The sequence below is a fragment of the Candidatus Dormiibacterota bacterium genome (assembly GCA_035635555.1).
Taxonomy (GTDB): domain Bacteria; phylum Acidobacteriota; class Polarisedimenticolia; order Gp22-AA2; family Gp22-AA2; genus Gp22-AA3.
Genome location: DASQAT010000021.1, coordinates 16,987 through 35,399, shown reverse-complemented (window position 1 = coordinate 35,399; position 18,413 = coordinate 16,987). Strand labels below are relative to the sequence as shown.

Below are 18,413 nucleotides of genomic sequence, written 5' to 3'. Positions count from 1 at the left end.
CCGCGGCGAAAACTCGCTGTTGTCCCGGGCGCCGAAGCGCGTACAATTCCCTGCCATCGGAGACTGGACGAATGGGACTGTTCGAGCGCCTCCGGCCGCACCCCGGCTGGAAGGACCCGGATCCCCGGGTAAGACGCGACGCCGTGCGTCGGCTCGTCGATCCGTCCCTGCTCGCCGAACTGTGCCGCTCCGACCCCGACGGTCCGGTGCGGGAGGCGGCCTCCGCGGCGCTCCTGTCCCTCGCCCTGGAGGGGACGGACCAGGCGGCCGGAGCCACCGCCGTCTCCGCCATCGAGGACTCGAAACTCATCGCCCAGGTGGCGCGCTCGGGGGTCCACGAGTCGGTCAGCCGCGCGGCTCTGCTGCGCCTGCACGATCTCAAGGCGCTCGGCAGCATCGCGCGGCACGGCCGGCACGCCGTCGTGCGACTCGACGCCCTCGAGCATCTGGTCGATCACCAGGCCGCGGCCGCGGCGATCCGGGAGGAGCTGTGCGCCGTCGCCCTGAAGAGCCCCCACGACGACGCCGCCCTGTCGGCCCTGGAGCACCTGACCGGCTCGGAGCGCTTCGCGCTTCCGGGTGAGGCGGCGGGCGCCGCCTCGTCCCCCGCGCCGGACGCCGATTTCCTGAACGAGGTCGCCGGGCACGGCAAGAGCCACGCCGTCGTGCGCCGTGCCCGCGCCCTCCTGCACGATCGACAGGAACCGGCGGCCGGCCCGGCCGTCCGCCCGAAGACCGACCGGCGCAGGCAGCTCCGTTTGTGCGAGGAGGCGGAGTCGTTCGCCCGCTCGGCGGAATGCGAGTCGCTCGCCCAGCACCTCGGCGCCGCCCACGACGCCTGGACCGACCTCGTGCCCGGCGTCGATGACGATCTCGACGAACGCTTCCAGGCGGCGATCCTGGCGGGGCGCGAGCGCTTGAAAAGCAACCTGGGGGCGCGCGAGGAGCGCCTGCGGCACGACGAGGACGCGCGCGTCCACCGCGAGCGGCACATCGCACCCCGCCTGGCCCTGATCGCGGCGGTGGAGGCCGCGCAGGGGGACGACGCGCCGCGTCTGCTCGACGACGCCTGCTGGGAGTGGAACCGGATCGAGGCGCCCGACAGCACCCGGCCCGCCGACGCGATCGAGGCCGAGGTCCTGGCGGAGGCGCGTGCCCTCGGAGGACAATTCGACGAGGCGCGCAAGGCGTGCCAGTGCCGCTACGAGACGTTCGTGCGGGAGCGCGAACGGGCGCAGCATCAGGAGAAAGAGGAGGCGGCGCGCCGCGACAGCGAGCAGAAGCGACAGGAGGCGGCGCGGGACAAGGCGGCCAACCTCGAGCGGCTGCAGCGGCTCTGCGAGCGGGCCGAGCGTCTGCTCGAGAGCGAGACGCTCTCCTTGAAGAAGGCCGAGCCGATCCTGCGCGAGGTGCGCGCGGCCCTGGACGACGTGCCGTCCGTGCCGTCCCGGCGGGACCACGATCGGATCCTCGATCGCCTCAAGGCGGCGCGCGCCCTCCTCGCTCCGCGGGCCCTGGAGCTGCGCGAGGGGGAGAAGTGGAAGCGCTGGGCCAACACGAACGTGCAGGAAGAGCTGTGCGCCCGCGCCGAGGATCTCCTCAAGATCGAGGACGCCGACTCCGCGGCGCGCCGCCTGCCGGACCTCCTGGAGCGCTGGAAGACCGCGGCCGAGGCGGAGCCCGACCGATCGCAGGCCCTCTGGCAGCGTTTCAAGGCCGCCGCCGACCAGGTGCGCGCACGGCAGGAGTCGCTGCACGCCGCCAACGCCGGGAAGAAAATCGCCCTGTGCGACAGAGCCGGGAGTCTCGCCGATTCGACCGACTGGACGGGGTCGGCCGAGGCGATCAAGGTGCTGCAGGCCGAATGGAAGACCATTGGGCAGGCGGGACGAGGCCAGGAGAAGGCGCTGTGGGAGCGCTTCCGCAGCACCTGCGACCGGTTCTTCACGCGCCGCGACGAGGATCGCGTGCGCCGGAAGCAGGAGTGGGCCAGGAACCTCGAGGCGAGGGAGACGCTGTGCGCCCGTGCCGAGAGCCTGGCGGACTCGACCGACTGGAAGACGACCGCCGCCGAAATCAAGAAGCTGCAGATCGATTGGAAGGCGGTCGGACCGGTGCGCCCCAACCGCTCCGAGGCGGTCTGGCAGCGTTTCCGCGCCGCCTGCGACCGGTTCTTCGAGCGCTACAAGAGACGCGACCAGATCGAACGCGAGCTGGCTGCGGCGGCGCGCGAGGCGATCTGCCGCGACCTCGAGGCGCTCCTTCCGGCTCCCGCCGACGCCGCGGCGGCGTCTCCGTCCGGTCCCCCGCCGGCCGGGGACCTCGTGAGCGGAATCGATTCCGCCTGGACCCGCTGGCAGAAGAGCCCGCCCCTGCCGCGCGAGCACGCCGCCCTGCTGACGGAGCGCTTCAACCGCGCCCTGGATACGCTCATCGCGACCCACCCGGACGCCGTGAAAGGGACGCCGTTCGACACGGGGACGAACCGCCTGCGGATGGAGGACCTGTGCGCCCGGCTGGAGCGTCTCCTCGCCGGACCGGGGGCCGCCGTGGATCAGTCTCTGTCGCCGGCCACCCGCCTCGCGACGATGTGGCGTGAGGCGCTCGCCTCGAACACCATCGGCGGCAGGGTCGCCGAGGAGACGAAACAGCGCGCGGCCGCGGAAGAGGTGCGCAAGGCCCAGGCGGCCTGGCAGAAGATCGGCTACGTCCCGGAAGACGAGCGCCGCGTCCTCACCGATCGCTTCGAGCGCGCCTGCGGCCGCCTCATGCCCAGGACCGAGCGCGACGCCCCCGCCCCCTCGCGCGCGCCGGCGGCCGGCGGCAGGCGCTTCAGGGCCTGAGGACCCGGAGCGTCCCGGTTCTGCCATAATGCCGCCCGCCGCGGGAGTCACTCGCGGCCGGCGGTGCGGAGGAGCTGAACCCGTGAAGACGATACGCAACAAGACCTTCAAGCCGCTCAAGATCACGTTCTCCGGTGGCAAGGTGCTGCATCTCGGACCGGGGAGGAGCGGGCAGGTGCCGGACTCGGCGCTCGAGCAGAAATCGATCCAGGCCCTCGTCAAGGCCGAGACGATCGAGATTCTCGACGGGGGACCGTCGCACGTGGCGGGGGCCGACACCACGTCCGCAGGACCGCACGAGGTCACGCGCGGTCATCGGCCGGCGATGACCGGCCCCACCAAAGGGCAGCGCGGCAACTGATATCGGCGCGTCGGCGCCCGGGTTACTTGACGATGGAGATCAGGACGTCGTGCGTCGTGCCGTCGCTGATGCGCGTGCGCACCAGATAGGTGGTGTTGATCGACAGCGGCAAGGTGGAGAGGTTGTAGATGTACTGGTGTCCGGAGGGGTCGAAGCGGTACAGGTTGTCCGTGTTCGCCTGCCCGGACGAGGTGATGTCCTTGACCTTGGTTCCCACCACACCGTTGGCGTAGAAGAAGACCTCGATCGTCGCCACCGCTCCAGGCACGGGATTTCCGGCGCAGTCGGTGAGCTGGAACTTGAACGGAATCGTCTGCCTGCGGTGATAGGCCCCGCTGCCGTCCTGCTCGACCGGCTGCTGGTAGCCGCCGAAGGTCCAGCTCTCGTCCGTGAGGCCGTCGCAGTCGTTGTCGATGCCGTCGCAGATCTCGACGCCCGGCGTGCCCGGCACGCACGTCTGCGGCACGCCCCCGATGCAGCTCGCGACCGTGCGGGCGCAGACTCCGGCCCCGCACGTCAGGGGTGACAGGCTGTCGTCGATCAGCCCGTCGCAGTCATTGTCGATACCGTCGCAGGTCTCCGGGCTCGGAGCGTTCGGAGTGCAGACATGGCCCACCCCGCCGACGCAGTTCTGCACGGTCACTCGACAGGCGCCGACTCCGCAGGAGGTCGTCCCCAGCCCTTCGTCCGTAGTCCCGTCGCAGTCGTTGTCGATGCCGTCGCAGATTTCGGGACTTGGAAAGACGGTCTGCCGGCACTCCAGCCGGCCGTCGATGCAGACCGTGGTCCCCGCCGCGCAGGCGCCCATTCGATCCGCGACCGAACAGGCCGCCCCGCCGCCCGGATCATCCTCATCGATGAGGCCGTCGCAGTCGTCGTCCAGGCCGTTGCAGGTCTCCACGGCGCCCGGGTGGATGGTGGCGATCTGATCGTTGCAGTCGGCCAGGATCCCCGAGCCCACCGCGGGACAGAGCGGGTATCCGTCCTGGTCGAAGTCGAACGCCGGATCGATCGTCGAGCAGTCGACGGTCCCCTGCAGGGCGCAGGCCACCTTCACCGGCGACCACTGCGCCGCACCCTTGGCGCGCGTCGGATCGGGATCGATGTTCAGGATCGGCTCGACCGACTGGGTGACATCTCTGAACGGCGGGAACGAGACGCCGCCGTCCTCCGAGCGGGAGAACAGCAGGCGCAGCCGCGGGTCGAAGGTGCCGTCTTTCTTGTAGGTCATGTCCGTCAGACCGGCGATGGGGGACTCGATCGTCAGGACGCGGCACGGGAATGGGTCCTCCTCGGGCGACGGAGTGTACCCGGGCGGGAAGGCGGGGTCGGATTCCGAGGGCAGGGCGGCGCTGCAGGCCGAGGTCCCGGGCGGCGTCGGATTGGCGTTGCTGACCTCGAACAGAAAGCCGTCGCCGCTGCACAGCACCAGGCCTATGGTCGGTCCCGCCGGCACCGGCCGGAGGGAGACTGGAACGGTGCAGGTGTGACCTCCCTCGTCGGTGACCACGACCGTCCCCCGGCTGTCCAGGGCGCGGTCGGTCGGCGAGGCGATGAAGCTCAGCGAAGGATCTCCGGGGGTGAAGCCCGGGTCGGGGGTCAGGGTGACATTCACGGCGCCGGTCGCCAGCGCCACGCTCGCGATGCCGGTGTCGCACGCCCCGTCGTCGGTCGCGTGGCCGCTGATCACCAGAGCGCCGCCCTGTGAGGCCGGCTGGCCGGTGCACACGGGGGCCTGCGCGTCCCCTGCGCAGAACAGGCCCAGCATCAGGTTGTCGATGCTGAACGCCACGTACCCACCCTTCCCTCCCTGCTTGAACCCCGCCGTCAGGGTGACGCGGTTGATCGGTGTGTCCGAGGTGACGCCGAAGAAGATCGGGGTGCTCTGACTCGTGTGAGGATTGCTGACGCTGAATGTCGGGCTGGAGCCATCCTTCAGATCGAGCTTCACCGTCACGCCGGTCGCCGCCGGGTCCTGGTCGGTGAGATAGAACGAGAAGCCCCGGGCGATCGTGCTCACGTCGAGGACCATGATCTGCGGCGGCGTGCTGCTGCTTCGCACATTGCCCCCGGCGAGGACGTTCGGCGGCGAGTTGGCGCCGGTGGCCGTGGTGACGTGGATCGGGATGTAGTTCCGGTTCGAAGAATTGGGCGACGAGATGACGACGCCGGGCACCTGGGTCGTGACCCGCGTCCCGGCGGGCAGGCCGTCCCACGTCTCGAGCCTGAACGGCGTCCCGATGGCGGCGAGGAAACCGCTCTCGTCCGGGTAGGTGCTCAGGCTGGCGGCCCCCGCCTCGGGCAGCCCCAGGAAGAGCGCACCGGCCAGGGCACACACGACCGGTGCTACGGTAATCCCTTTGTGTCGCAAGTCGGCTGTCCCCCGCACGCTTCGGGCCGAAGCCGGCCCGGGTCCCCGCAATGTTGCCCCCGAGTATCCGGCGGGCGGCTCCGCCTGTCAATGCTTTTTTGACAAGACGACTGAAAAGGGGCCAGCCGCCGGGGGTTTTCGGGGTGGTCTCAGCGCCCCGCCCACCTCGGCAGCAGCGTGGTGAGGGCGGGAACGTACGTGATGATCAGAACGCCGAACAGCAGGACGAGGAGCATCGGCACGACCGCCCGGTACACCTCCATCAGCGGCTTCTGGAAGCGGTAGGAGGACAGGAAGAGGTTCATGCCGACCGGAGGGGTCAGGTAGCCGAGCTCCATGTTGGCCAGGAAGATGATCCCGAGGTGGACCGGATCGATATGGAACGCTTCTCCCATGGGGGCGATGAGGGGGGCGACGACCACGATGGCGGAGAAAATGTCCATCAGGCAGCCGACGACCAGGAGGAACAGGTTGAGGAGGAGCAGGAAGACGAGCGGCGAGCTGATTGTCGTTTTGACCCAGAGAACGCCGCGGGCCGGCACCTGGGCGTCGATCAGATAGTTGGTGAAGCCGAGCGCGACGCCCAGGATCAGAAGAACGCCTCCGACCAGGATGCCGCATTCGGACATGACGCGCGCGGCGTCCCGCCTCACGCCAAGGTCGCGGTAGACGAAGGTCTCGACCACGAATGCGTAGAGCGCCGTCAGGGCCGCCGCCTCGACGAGGGTGGCGAACCCACCGAACAGGCCGGCCAGGACGATCACCGGGAGCAGCAGCTCCCACTTCGCGTCCCACAGGGCGCGCCCGGCCTCGGCCGCGTCGAACCTCTGGGGCGCGACGCCGGATCGCACTCCTTCGCGGCCGCCCCACCAGGCGACGATCAGGAGCATCAGGATTCCCGGCAGGAATCCTCCCAGGAAAAGCCGGTCGATCGGCGTGTGCGAGACGATGCCGTACAGGATCACCGGCAGGCTGGGCGGGAACAGCAGACCGAGCGAGCCGCAGGCGGTCAGGAGCCCGAGCGAGCTCTTCTCCGAGTAGCGCGACTGCACCAGGACCGGCATCAGCAGGCCCCCCAGCGCCAGGATGGTCACGCCGGACGCCCCGGTGAACGACGTGAAGAAGGCGCACACGAGGGCCGTCGCGATCGCCGGACCGCCTCGCACCCAGCCCGCCAGCGCCCGGAACACGCGCACCAGGCGCTTCGAGGCCCCTCCCTCGGCGAAGAAGTAGCCGGCCAGGGTGAACAGCGGAATGGTCGGGAGCGTCGGCGACACGGTCAGGCGGTACGTCTCGACGGGAATCGAGGCGATCGGCTCCCCCGCCCCCCAGAACAGGATGATCGCGGCCCCGCCGAGCGCCGTGAACACCGGCGCCCCCAGGGCCGTCGCCAGCAGCAGGGCCAGGAAGGCGGGAACGACCAGGTGATCGGGATCGATGGGCGGCCGGGCCACGAGGTAGAGCGCCGCCCCCACGATGAGGGCGGCCACGGCGCGCCCGGACCGCGTGTAGGAGGTGTGGCGCCACAGCCGGAACGCGATGGCGAAGAAGCCGATCGGCAGGATGAGCTCGACCACGAAGAGCGGGACACGCCCCACGAACACGTCCCCGCCCGCCCTCTCCGTCTGCACGAACTGCACGCTCGCCGCGCACAGGACCGCGGCGACCGACGCGGCCACGGAGCCGCTGAAGACGCGCGCCGCCGTCTTCCACCGGCCCTTCAGGAGCGACGAGCCGGTGGACAGCGCCAGGAGGCGATCCTCGCGCGCCGCCACCGCCCCTCCCAGCATCCCGACCCAGAGGGTCAGGTGCTGCACGAGGCTCGCCGAGCCGGGAATGCCGAAGCGGAAGACGGTGCGCAGGACGATCTCGGCGAGGGGCACGACGGCCATCGCGCCGAGCGCCAGCGCCAGGACGATGCTTTCCGATCGGTGGAAGAGTGTGCGCCACCCCGCCCTGCGGCGGTCGGCGACGCGCCTCGCACCGGTGCCGGCGAGGATCTCGTGGGTCATCCGCCGGACCCGACAGCACCCTTGCCGGGAGCGGCGCGGTACTCGTCGCGCAGGCGCCTCGCCTCGTCGAACACCGCCGGCGGGACGACCGTCCCTCTGATCTTCGGGTAGATCTCCTCGGCCGTCTTCTGCCAGGCGGCCTCGATCGAGGGGGTCGAGGATATCACCCGAAGCCCGTGCTCCTTCATCGCCGCGATCGCCTTGTCGTTCGCCGCGCGGATGTCCCCCTTCAATCTCTCGCCCGCCTCCGCCGCCGCCTTCAGGACGGCCGGTCGGGCGCCGCTCGGGATCCGATCCCACGCCTTCTTCGTCATGACGGTCGCCCCCACGAGCGGCGCCCATCTGAGATCCAGCATGTGCGGCGCGAGCCCGAACCACTGCGACGAAAGGGCCAGGAGCGGTGTCGTATCGAAGGCGTTGATGAGCCCGGTCTGCAATCCGGTCAGGATCTCGGTCGACGGCAGAGGCACCGGGTGGAACTCCGCCGTCTTCCAGAGATCGACGGCGTCGTTATCCCCCGCCCAGACGAACAGCTTCATCTTCCTGACGTCGTCGGGTGTCCCGAACGGCTCCTTGGCGAAGAACATCACCCAGCCGGCGTCCCCCCAGTTCAGGACCACGAAATCCTTCTCGAGGAGCCTCTTCTCCAGCGCCGGCCGAAGATGCTCGCGCACGTAGTCGAGCTCGTCATAGGAGCGGTACATCATCGGGATCTGCAGGGCGGCCACCGACGCGTCGATACCGGAGAGACCGGCCGCCGTGAGAGCGGCCGCCTGGATCTGCCCGACACGCATCTTGCGCACGAGATCCGGCTCATCCCCCAGGACGCCCCCCGGATAGATCCGCAGGGTCACGGTACCGCCGGTCGCCTGTTTCCATTTCTCCCCCATCTCCTTGAAGATCTGGTCCCAGGATGAACCCTCGGGGGCGGACGTCCCCAGCTTGACGATGAGCGTGTCCTGGGCCGCGGAGGCGGGGATCGCGCGCGCCAGGAGCGCGCCCAGGCAGAGGAGAACGACCGGCGCCGCGCGCCGGGGCCATGGCGGCGGCCGGTCCGGCCGCGGGCCTCTCGATCGATCCAGGTCCCTCGTCATGCCGCGCTCCTACTCCGCGAACAGGAGGTCGGCCCGCGACAGCAGCCAGCGCGCCCGGCGCTGGGCGACCAGATTCGCGAGACGCCACTCCGGACGGACGTCCGGATCGATCTCGAGTGCGCGCCTCAGGAGCGCCTCGAACTCCTTCCGATCCTGAAGCCGCACCGCCACCGTTTCCGCCAGCAACAGGAGCGGCTGCGCCCGCTTCCCCTCCGACAGCCGCATCGCCTGCTCGAAGTGGAGTCTGGCCCGCTCGATCGAGCCGCCCATCGCCTCGGTGCGTCCTCCCTCATAGGAGATGAGGAACTCGTGGATCGCGCCATGATCGAAATCGGGCTTCAGCTCCAGCGCCCGCCGGATGAGCCCCTCCACCAGCGGCAGGTCGGCGAGCAGGTCGGGGTCGTCCTTGCCGGCCGCGACCGCCGCCCCCCAGGCGGCCGCCGTCCAGTACAGGAACGGGACATCGTCGACGGAAGCGTCGCGCAGCGCCGCGGCCCGATCGGCGTGCAGGCGCCGCGCGAAATCCTCGTGCTCGGTCTCCAGGCCGCGCAGACCGTAGTCCCGCGCCCGCAACAGGAGCCGCCGCGCGCGGACGCGCAGCGTCGCGGACGCCGCCACGTCGTGGTCCTGCGTCTCGTCGGCGTCCTGCTCCACGAAGGCGAACGCGTACTGGGTGAAGCCGCCCGCCGCGGCCAGCAGGAGCCCCCGGTGCCGGGGGCTCTGCTCCAGGAGACTCTCGACGAGCTTGAGGGCGAACGGCAGGGCGTCGCGAACGAGCTGGGGATCGTTGTCCGAGGCGTAGGTCGCGCCGCTCTCGGCGAGCGCGTCCCCCAGCCGGTTGATCGCGAACCTCTTGATCGAGCAGCCGGGGAGCGCCAGCACGGTCAGACCACACGAGGCGACGAGCGCTCGGAACCAGCCGGACAGGTCGCGGTTCACGACCTCCCCGGGGAAAAGATGGCGGTGCCGTGCTGCCGCATCCGTTCGTCGCGGATGACGCCGGTCATGGCCACCTCGATGATCCGACTGGCGCCTCACCCCTTCCGGGTCATTGTCCCGTGGCGCCGGCCCTAGCGTATATGCGATCGGACCCTTCCGGGTCAATCCTGGGAGGCCGCCGCGCCCGGACGCACCTCCTTGACGCCGCGCCCGCGGCCGGATTAACGTCCGTCGTTCGCGACACCAGGACCCGATTCTCCCCTTACGAGGTGCCCATGACCGAGCACTCCCCCCGGCGCTCGCCCATCACACTCCCCGCCCTCGCGGTCTGTCTCGTCCTCGCGACCGGCGCCGCTCCCGGCCCCAAGGCCGCGACGCCGCCGAAACCCGCGGGCAGGCCCGGCGCGCCGCCGCCCGCCGGACGGCAGGCGACCGCCGTCGAGGCGAAGACGTTCATCGAAGACGTCGAGAAGCGCCTCCTCGAGCTGAGCGTCAGGAGCGACCGCTCCGACTGGGTGCAGCAGAACTTCATCACGCAGGACACCGAGCAGATCGCTGCGGAGGCCAAGAAGGACCTCATCGCCGCAGTCACGTCCGAAGCCATCAAGGCGAAGCGCTTCGACGGAGTGAAGCTTCCCGACGACGTGCGGCGCAAGTTCGACCTGCTCAGGCTGGCGGTCGAGCTGCCGGCTCCGAACAACCCGGCCGACCAGACCGAGCTGACCGATATCAGCGCCTGGCTCGAGAGCACCTATGGCAAAGGGAAGTACTGCCCGCCCGGGACCGGTTCCCCCGGACAGCCGGGCGGCGCCGCCGGTCCCGGCTGTCTGGACATCAACGACATCACGCGGATCATGGCGGAGAGCCGCGACTCCCGGCAGCTCCTCGACGTCTGGCGCGGCTGGCACACGGTCTCGCCGCCGATGCGCCCCAAGTACGAGCGCTTCGTCCAGCTCGCCGACAAGGGAGCGCACGAGATGGGCTTCAAGGACCTCGGCGCGATGTGGCGCTCGAACTACGACATGCCCCCCGACGCCTTCGCCGCCGAGGTCGAGCGGCTGTGGACGCAGGTCGCCCCCCTCTACTGGTCGCTGCACGCGTACGTGCGCTCGCAGCTCGTCAAGCGGTACGGCCCCGCGCTCGTGCCGCCGGACGGCCCGATCCCCGCCCATCTGCTCGGCAACATCTGGGCGCAGCAGTGGGGGAACATCTACCCGCTCGTCGCCCCGCCGGGAGGCGATCCCGGCTACGACCTGACCGAGCTCCTGCGCGCCCGGAAGGTGGACGAGCTGCAGATGGTGCGCTACGGCGAGGGCTTCTTCACCTCGCTCGGCTTCGCCTCCCTCCCGCCGACCTTCTGGGAGCGCTCGCTCTTCAAGAAGCCGGCCGACCGCGACGTCGTCTGCCACGCGAGCGCCTGGGACATCGACGCCGGGCAGGACCTGCGCGTCAAGATGTGCATCGAGATCAACGACGAGGACTTCCGCACCATCCACCACGAGCTGGGGCACAACTTCTACCAGCGCGCCTACAACCGCCAGCCCGGGATGTTCCGGGCCGGCGCCAACGGCGCCTTCCACGAGGCGATCGGCGACACGATCGCCCTGTCGATCACGCCCGCCTATCTCAAGCGCATCGGCCTGCTCGACAAGGATCCCGCGCCGGGCGGCGACCTCGGCTTCCTCATGAAGATGGCCCTCGACAAGATCGCCTTCCTGCCGTTCGGTCTCCTCGTCGACCAGTGGCGCTGGAAGGTCTTCTCGGGCGAGGTCACGCCGGCGGGGTACAACAAGGCCTGGTGGGACCTGCGTCTCAAGTACCAGGGGGTCGCGCCCGCCGTTCCCCGCAGCGAGGCCGATTTCGATCCCGGCGCCAAGTACCACGTCCCGGCGAACGTGTCATACACCCGTTACTTCCTGGCCCACATCCTGCAGTTCCAGTTCCACCGGGCGCTGTGCCGCGAGGCCGGCTTCACCGGGCCGCTCGACCAGTGCTCGATCTACGACAACAAGGCGGCGGGCAGGAAGCTCCAGGCGATGCTGGAGATGGGGCAGAGCCGTCCCTGGCCCGAGGAGCTCTACGCCCTCACGGGCGAGAGGCAGATGGACGCGGGCGCCATCCTCGACTACTTCGCGCCGCTCAAGAAATGGCTGGACGAGCAGAATCGGGGGAAGAAAGTCGGGGTCTGAAAGCCATCGGGCCCGCTAGTCCTTGCGCCAAGGGCCGGCAGCTGTCCGCACGAGCGCCCGGAGCCAGGCACGCCTGACAAAGCCCACGCTCTAGGCATCCACCTGGGAGAGGTGGGAATGATGTTGGAGCCCTCGCTCCGCGAGCAGTCGCGGTTGAAGCCGCGCGACACCGGCTGGACACGCAGCACCGAGTCCTGCTTTACTTCTTCCGTTCCTGACCCGGGAGCACCCCATGCCTCGAATCGAAGACCGGCTCACCCGGCTCGGGCTCGTGCTTCCGGCGCCCTTCAAGGTCCCGCCCGGAGTCGTCCTGCCCTTCCAGTTCGTCAGGATCGTCGACTCGCGCGCGTTCCTCTCCGGTCACGGCCCGCAGAACGCCGACGGCTCGATCGCCGAGCCGCTCGGAAAGCTCGGCCTGGACCTCACGGTCGAGCAGGGATACGCCGCGGCCCGGCTCACCGCCTTGTCGATGCTCGGCAGCCTCAAGCGCGCCCTCGGCGACCTCGATCGGGTCGCCCACTGGCAGCGCGTGTTCGGCATGGTGAACTCGGCGCCCGGATTCAACCGGCAGCCGAGCGTCATCAACGGTTTCTCGGATCTCATCCTCGAGCTGTTCGGCCCCGAAGTCGGAAGCCATGCGCGCAGCGCCGTCGGCATGGCCGAGCTCCCCTTCGACTTCCCGGTCGAGATCGAGGGGGAGGTCGAGATCCGGCCGTGACGCACGAGGTAGAATGAGGGACGCACGAGCGAACGCGGGAGCCCGACATGCCGATCCCTGAAGTCCGCCCCATCACGCTCGACGAGATCCGCCGGGCGCGCGAGCGCATCGCCAGGACGATCGTCCGCACTCCACTTCTTCGCCTCGAGCTGGGGGAAGGACAACCCGACATCCGGCTGAAGCTCGAGAATCTCCAGCCGATTAACGCCTACAAGCTGCGCGGCGCGGCCAACGCCGTGGCGATGCTCCCGGAGTCCGAGCGTAGGAAGGGGGTCTGGACCATCAGCGCCGGCAACGCGGGGCAGGGGGTCGCCTATGCGGCGCGGCAGGCCGGCGTGCCGTGCACGGTCGTCGCCATCGAGACCGCTCCCGCCGCGAAGATCGAGCGGATGAAGGCGCTCGGCGCGCGCCTCGTCCTGGTGCCGTTCGATGTCGCATGGAAGGCGCTCGACGAGCGGTCCTACCCCGAAGTCGAAGGGACCTTCGTGCATCCCTTCGACGATCACGATTTCATCGCAGGGCACGCGACCATGGGCCTCGAGATCCTGGAGGACGCTCCCGACACGGCGGCGGTGATCGCCGCGATCGGCGGCGGCGGGCTCATCACCGGCGTCGCCAGCGCCGTCAAGGCGCTCAAACCGGAGGTCCGGGTCTGGGGCGCCGAACCGGAGACCGCCGCCCCCGCGGCCGCGTCGTTCGCGGCCGGCTCCCCCCAGGTGTTCGAGGCCTGGAAGGCCTCGTTCGTCGACGGCGCCGGCGGCAAGAGCCTGTTCCCGCGCATGTGGCGGCGGATGTCGTCGCTCGTCGACGGCTCCATCGTGGTCAGCCTCGAGCAGACGCGCCGCGCCATGCGCCTGATGGCCGAGAAGACGCGGGTCATCTCCGAAGGAGCCGGCGCCCTGCCTCTCGCGGCCGCGCTGACCGGGAAAGCCGGGCGGGGGCCGATCGTCGCCATCGTCTCCGGCGGCAATATCGACCTCGGCAAGTTCGCGGAGCTGATCGGGGTCAGCGAGAAGACGCCGGCGGCCTGATCGCGCGCGCGGGCCGGCTTCGGCACGCGGCTTCAGTCGCCGCGCATCACGACGAGCGGGTTGAAGCCCGAGACCCCGTCTTACGGAGTTGCGGGCGTGAGACGCTGCTGCAGGCGGCGATACGCGAAGACGGCGGCCCAGGTCATGGCGGCGACGAGGGCCACGAGCAGGAGCGCCGCCGGAGCGCCCAGGCCGCCCAGGGGAAGAATCGCCAGGAGCGCCGCCGGGACCGCGGCACGCACCAGCAGCCGCCGGCCGACGACGCCCGCCAGGAGCAGTCCGAACAGAAGCCCCGAACCGAGGATCAGGCCCGGCTGCAGCAGCCCGATCAGGCTGCCGAGCCACGCCGGGTAGGCGCGGATAGAAAAGCTGTTGTCGTCCCGCCCGACCAGGAGCATCCGGCTCACGGTGACGCGCGGCAGCGCGCCGACCCCGCCGGGGATGGCGATGTGCACCGGCAGCGATCCCTTGCGCGATCCCGCCTTCTGTCTGAGCTGCTGCGCCACGCGCGCTTCCTGCTCGACCTGCGCCCGCGCCGCCGCGTCGGAGGCGATGCCGCCGTACTCGCCGCCCGCTGCCGCCGCTTCGGACTGCGCCGCGACCTTGGATTCCACCTGGCGCATGCTCTCCTCGTCCAGCTTCATGTTGTCCGCCCGCTGCGGCGCGCTTCGCGCCAGAAACCCGAACGAAGGCGCCGGCTTCGCGGCCGCAAGCAGTGGGGCGGTCTGCACCACCGGCTTGAAGCGATCGCCGGTCACGACATACTTCCTGCCGTCCGGCAGGTAGACGGTCCACAGCGCTTCCGACACCGGCACGTCGAAGCGTGGCAGGCGCGGCTCGATGCGGCCGAGCATCGTGACCTCCGGCCCCTTGCGCAGGAGGACGAGCGACACCCTCGATGCGACCTCGCCGTCCCCGCGCGGCAGGGGGACCAGCACGGTTCTCCCGGTCTGCTTCGGCTTGGCCGGCTGGCCGTCGAGCAGGAGCGACCAGATCTCCACCTCCTCCCCCGGCAGGGTCAGGCCGAGGAACTGCTTGCGGTTGTTCTTGATCGAGAGATCGATCCAGGTCGCCTCGGTGCCGTTGTCCAGGAGGACGGCGGTGGCGTTCAGCGACTCGATGATGGCGGTCAGGACCGGCGCGTCCTCGTGCTCGGCGATCTTCACCAGCGCCTGCTCAGGCGCCTCGGAATACTTGCAGGCGCTGATCAGGTTCCCGCCGTAGGCGACGACGTCGGGCGGGATCTCGCTCACGTCGGCCGGCAGCAACCGCCCCTTCAGCTCGAGCTCCACCTCCGCCCCGTCGGCGGCGACGGCGACGAAGCCAGACTCGCGCTCGACCGCAAGGGGGGCGAAGCGCGGCACCGGCAGGCGACCCGCCTTGACGTCGTACGCCCCTTCGAACTGGACCACGACCCGCACCCGGCCATCGAGAGGTGCGAGGAGCTTGACGCGCAGGAGACTCCGCCCCTCGTGCTTCAGGATCTTCCAGCTCTCCAGACCCGGGGCGGTGGCCTCGAACACCACGACTCCCTCCGGCAGGTCGAGGTCGAAGTGGTCCACCTTCGCCACCCGCACCGTGTAGTCGTGCACCAGGACCCCGCTCACGACTCCGTCCCCCAGGTGCAGCAGCTGATAGCCGGCCACCTGGACGCGCGGCTCGAGCTTCACCTCTTCGCCGGCCCTCTCCTCGGCGCGGCGGAACGGCAGGGTGTACTTCAGCGTGAATGCGTTCTGCGGCAGCGCTACGTACAGCCTCCCCTGACGCGGCCCGTAGGCCAGCCCTCCTTCGATCTGGAGATCGTGGAACATCGGCGCGGCCCCCAGGTTCAGGAGGTTGCGGGGCGTTTCCGGCAGACGCGCGGCGATTCGGTTCTCCCCCGGGTTGCCCGGCGCCGGGAACGCCAGGGCCAGCCTCAGCGTCAGCGACGCCGGCCCCTTCGCGAGGATCTCCAGGAGCGATCCGTTGCGATGCAGGATGGCCCCCTGTCCCTGGAACGAGACGATCGTCCCGTCGTACGCGAGCGGCAGGCGGATCCACCCCTTCTTGAGGACGTCGAGCGCGAGCGTGCCGTCGAGCGTCAGGACACCCGGTTCCAGCCGGCCGGTGTACTCCGCCGATCGCAGCACCGCCTCGGCAGGCGGCTCGGGCTCCGGAGGAGGCGGCACGTAGGTCGTCTCGACCAGCGCCTTGAAGTCCTGCCAGGACAGCGTGATCTTCGTTTCGTGCAGATCGGGCAGCGAGCGCCGCGCCGCCTCCGCCGTGGCCGCGAAGGCCGGCGCCGGCCCGGCGACGAGGAATCCGGTCCCCACGACCGGGACGACCAGGAGGAGTCCGAGCACCAGCCGCCGCGCCGACCAGACTCTCGTGGCGAAGAACCCGAGAAGCGCCGCCGTCATCCCGCAGCCGAAGGCGATCCGGCCGTCGGGATTCAGGATGAAGAGGAGGAAGAGACCGGCCGACGCCGCGATCGTGGCGGCCGCACCGCCGCGATCGGAAGGCCGCGGACCGGGGCACGCCGGGCCCGCCCGCAGCCGGAGGATCGTCAGAGTCAGAAGGAAGGCCATCAGGAAGATCCCGGCTGGAGAGAAGGTCCACGCCAGAGGCCAGCCGGAGAGGGACACGCGCGCCCGTTCGCCGGAGGTCAGGAGGCGCCCGCTGAACGACAGACGCAGGCCGTCGGTCGGGATGCTGAAGCGCACCGGCAGGACACCGCGCGCCACGCTCCCCCCTCGCTGCGCCACGCCGCCGCTCACGGCAAAGTTGGACACCTGGTTCGCCTGCATCTGGTAGCCGGCGACTCCGGGAGAGATCACCGGCGACTCCACGACCGGCGGGGCCGCCTTCGACAACTCCTTAAGGTCGTTCTCGAGACGATCGCGCCGGTTCATCTCGCCGGCAATCCGTCCGCGCGCCGCCTCATCCTTGTCCGCGGCTCCCGCCTCGCCCGGCGGCCCGCCGCCGATGTACCCGAGCGAGCGCAGCTGGTCCAGCATCTCCTGGTCCTGGGGCGCCCCCTTCTTCTTCCCCGGGCCGAACTCCGCGCCGACCGTCAGCGCGTTGAGATCCCCTCGCGACGCCAGGTTGTAGGCGCCACCGGAGAGATAGACGATCCGGTTGAGCGGCTGGTCGGCGTGGAGGTTGCCGCCGAACGCGCCGTAGCGCCGGTCGCGCGGCAGGAAGAAATGCCACTCGACCTCCATCGCGTCCACGTCGATCGCCGGCGCCAGGAAGCGGTGCCGCCCCCAGAACCCCGCCGTGCGCGGCTGGTAGTAGACCAGCTCGACGTCGAACGGCGCCAGCTCCCCCGCCGCGTCGGCCGCGGTCTTCTTGAGAGGGACCAGAACGCGGCCCGCCGCGTTGCGCGCCGCCTTCACCGGCCGGTCCTCGAGGTAGGCCCCCCATGTCTCGGCCCCGTCCGGCAGGACCATCTCGAGATACTGCTTGCGGTTGTTCTTGACTCTGAAGCGCGCGGACGTGATCAGGTGCCCCTCGGGACTCTCGTAGGTGTACAGCCGCGCCGACTCCACGATCGTCCGCTTCACCGCCAGGTCCTCGTGCTTCACGATCCGAAGCCCGATCCCGACCGGGTGCGCCAGGTACTTGAAGGCGTACAGCACCGGCTGCCCCTGGAGCGAGGCGATGTCCGCCGGGAGCTCCGCCGGATCGACCGGAGTGGCGTTCTTCAGATCGGCCGAGGGAGTGATCTCCACATTGGTCGCCGCGGCGACCGCGATGAACCCCTTGTCGCGCAGGACATCGAGGAGCGCCAGATCCGGTGCTCTGACCTCCGATACACCGTCGGCGCCCGCGGTTCCGGTCGTGCCCTTCGCGTCGGCGTCCTTGATCTCCTGCTCGAAGGTCGCCTGCAGCTCGTAGCTCCCCTGCGCTACGTAGTTCAGCCGCACAAGAAGGACGCGCCCGGCCTTCTCCTCCACGACCGACCAGTCCTTCATCCCCTGGGCCGTGACGTCGAGCACCGTGATCCCGGCCGGCAGCGCCACGCGGAACGCGTCCACGCCGCGCCCGTGGATCGTGTAGGCGGCGATGGCGGTGCCGCGCATCATTCCTTCCCCGATGGACAGTAGGGTGCGCGTCTCGCCCGTGACCTTGGTCTCTTTTTCCCCCAGCTCCACCTGCTTCGACCAGGTCACCGACGCATCGCCGGCCCGCTGATAGGCGCCGCGCACCCGCGTCTGACCGCCGGATCGCTCGATGGCCCGGACCACCGCCCCGGGCAGCTCGACCTCCATGCCGGGTCGCGGAATGACGAGATCGAGAGCCACGACCGGCGCCTGCGGGAACCGCAGGGAGAGCGAGCGCGAGCCGCGGTTGTCCGCGGTCTGCGTCAGATACTCCAGGACCAGCGTGTGCCGCCCCTCGCCGCGCAGCGCGACCTTCTGCTCGCCGTCCTCGCTGTAGGCGCTGGCGGGGCGGCCGTCGAGATCGAAGCGCGACAGCGCCACCCCCTCGCCGAGGACCGGCACCTCCACCCAGGCGTCGCGGTTCAGCACCTGCACGCCGAACTCCAGCCGGACCTGCGCGCGCGTCTCGTCCCCCCCGACCACGACGCTCGCCTGGCAGGCGGTCAGGGCGAAATCGACGGGTGGCGGCGCAGGGGTCGGCTGCGGGTGTGCGGCGCGGATCTCGTCCAGGATCTTCTTGAAGTCGCTCCACGGGATGAGGACGCCGGTGTTCTGCAGCCGCGGCAGCCGGTCGTTCTCCGTCTGGCTTTCCGGCTCGCTCGCCCGTGCCGGCGCGGAGACCACGCCCAGCCCGAGGAGAAAACAGAAAAGGAAGAGCGCCGCGCCCGGAATCCGCCAGCCCTTCGATGGTGACATGTCAGGTCTCCCGA

Annotated in this window: 10 protein-coding genes; 5 read left to right on the top strand and 5 right to left on the bottom strand. The window is 70.1% G+C overall.

Annotation, left to right across the window (positions count from 1 at the left end; all coding sequences use genetic code 11):
• Positions 1 to 71 precede the first annotated feature (71 nt).
• Together VEW47_05560 and VEW47_05555 are read left to right on the top strand one after the other, a co-directional pair.
• A complete protein-coding gene (locus VEW47_05560) occupies positions 72 to 2,843 on the top strand; it encodes a DUF349 domain-containing protein (protein ID HYS04643.1) in 2,772 nt (923 codons plus the stop codon).
• A gap of 82 nt (positions 2,844 to 2,925) precedes the next feature.
• Positions 2,926 to 3,204: a hypothetical protein gene (locus VEW47_05555; protein HYS04642.1), complete on the top strand. Its 279-nt coding sequence runs from the start codon at positions 2,926 to 2,928 to the stop codon at positions 3,202 to 3,204.
• 22 nt (positions 3,205 to 3,226) lie between these two features.
• On the opposite strand, the gene VEW47_05550 is transcribed toward VEW47_05555, so the two are convergent.
• The 4 genes from VEW47_05550 to VEW47_05535 all read right to left on the bottom strand — a co-directional run bounded on the left by VEW47_05550 (position 3,227) and on the right by VEW47_05535 (position 9,620).
• The gene (locus VEW47_05550) at positions 3,227 to 5,575 is read right to left on the bottom strand and encodes a MopE-related protein (protein ID HYS04641.1); all 2,349 of its coding nucleotides are present in this window, start codon (positions 5,573 to 5,575) and stop codon (positions 3,227 to 3,229) included.
• 149 nt (positions 5,576 to 5,724) lie between these two features.
• Complete coding sequence (locus VEW47_05545) at positions 5,725 to 7,587, bottom strand: TRAP transporter large permease subunit (protein ID HYS04640.1); 1,863 nt, start codon at positions 7,585 to 7,587, stop codon at positions 5,725 to 5,727.
• On the bottom strand, positions 7,584 to 8,681 hold the full coding sequence (gene dctP, locus VEW47_05540; GenBank protein ID HYS04639.1) for a TRAP transporter substrate-binding protein DctP: 1,098 nt from the start codon (positions 8,679 to 8,681) through the stop codon (positions 7,584 to 7,586). Before dctP ends, VEW47_05545 begins: the two co-directional genes overlap by 4 nt.
• A 9-nt stretch (positions 8,682 to 8,690) precedes the next feature.
• Positions 8,691 to 9,620: a TRAP transporter TatT component family protein gene (locus tag VEW47_05535; protein ID HYS04638.1), complete on the bottom strand. Its 930-nt coding sequence runs from the start codon at positions 9,618 to 9,620 to the stop codon at positions 8,691 to 8,693.
• 275 nt (positions 9,621 to 9,895) lie between these two features.
• On the opposite strand from VEW47_05535, the gene VEW47_05530 reads away from it, so the two are divergent.
• The 3 genes from VEW47_05530 (at position 9,896) to VEW47_05520 (ending at position 13,558) form a co-directional block, all read left to right on the top strand.
• A complete protein-coding gene (locus tag VEW47_05530) occupies positions 9,896 to 11,809 on the top strand; it encodes a M2 family metallopeptidase (protein ID HYS04637.1) in 1,914 nt (637 codons plus the stop codon).
• Positions 11,810 to 12,041: 232 nt separating this feature from the next.
• A complete protein-coding gene (locus tag VEW47_05525) occupies positions 12,042 to 12,527 on the top strand; it encodes a RidA family protein (protein HYS04636.1) in 486 nt (161 codons plus the stop codon).
• A 47-nt stretch (positions 12,528 to 12,574) separates the two neighbouring features.
• Entirely contained in the window at positions 12,575 to 13,558 is a 984-nt protein-coding gene (locus VEW47_05520) for a pyridoxal-phosphate dependent enzyme (GenBank protein ID HYS04635.1), read from the top strand.
• Positions 13,559 to 13,638: 80 nt separating this feature from the next.
• Here the strand turns inward: VEW47_05520 and VEW47_05515 are convergent, their stop codons facing one another.
• Positions 13,639 to 18,399, bottom strand: a complete 4,761-nt coding sequence (locus tag VEW47_05515; protein ID HYS04634.1) for a hypothetical protein — start codon at positions 18,397 to 18,399, stop codon at positions 13,639 to 13,641.
• Positions 18,400 to 18,413: the final 14 nt, after the last annotated feature.

What these genes read in the sequence shown, in the direction of transcription:
- VEW47_05560 (HYS04643.1), top strand. Translation starts at nt 72, where the DNA reads ATGGGACTGTTCGAGCGCCTCCGGCCGCACCCCGGCTGGAAGGACCCG.
- VEW47_05545 (HYS04640.1), bottom strand. Translation starts at nt 7,587, where the DNA reads ATGACCCACGAGATCCTCGCCGGCACCGGTGCGAGGCGCGTCGCCGAC.
- dctP (HYS04639.1), bottom strand. Translation starts at nt 8,681, where the DNA reads ATGACGAGGGACCTGGATCGATCGAGAGGCCCGCGGCCGGACCGGCCG.
- VEW47_05530 (HYS04637.1), top strand. Translation starts at nt 9,896, where the DNA reads ATGACCGAGCACTCCCCCCGGCGCTCGCCCATCACACTCCCCGCCCTC.
- VEW47_05525 (HYS04636.1), top strand. Translation starts at nt 12,042, where the DNA reads ATGCCTCGAATCGAAGACCGGCTCACCCGGCTCGGGCTCGTGCTTCCG.
- VEW47_05520 (HYS04635.1), top strand. Translation starts at nt 12,575, where the DNA reads ATGCCGATCCCTGAAGTCCGCCCCATCACGCTCGACGAGATCCGCCGG.
- VEW47_05515 (HYS04634.1), bottom strand. Translation starts at nt 18,399, where the DNA reads ATGTCACCATCGAAGGGCTGGCGGATTCCGGGCGCGGCGCTCTTCCTT.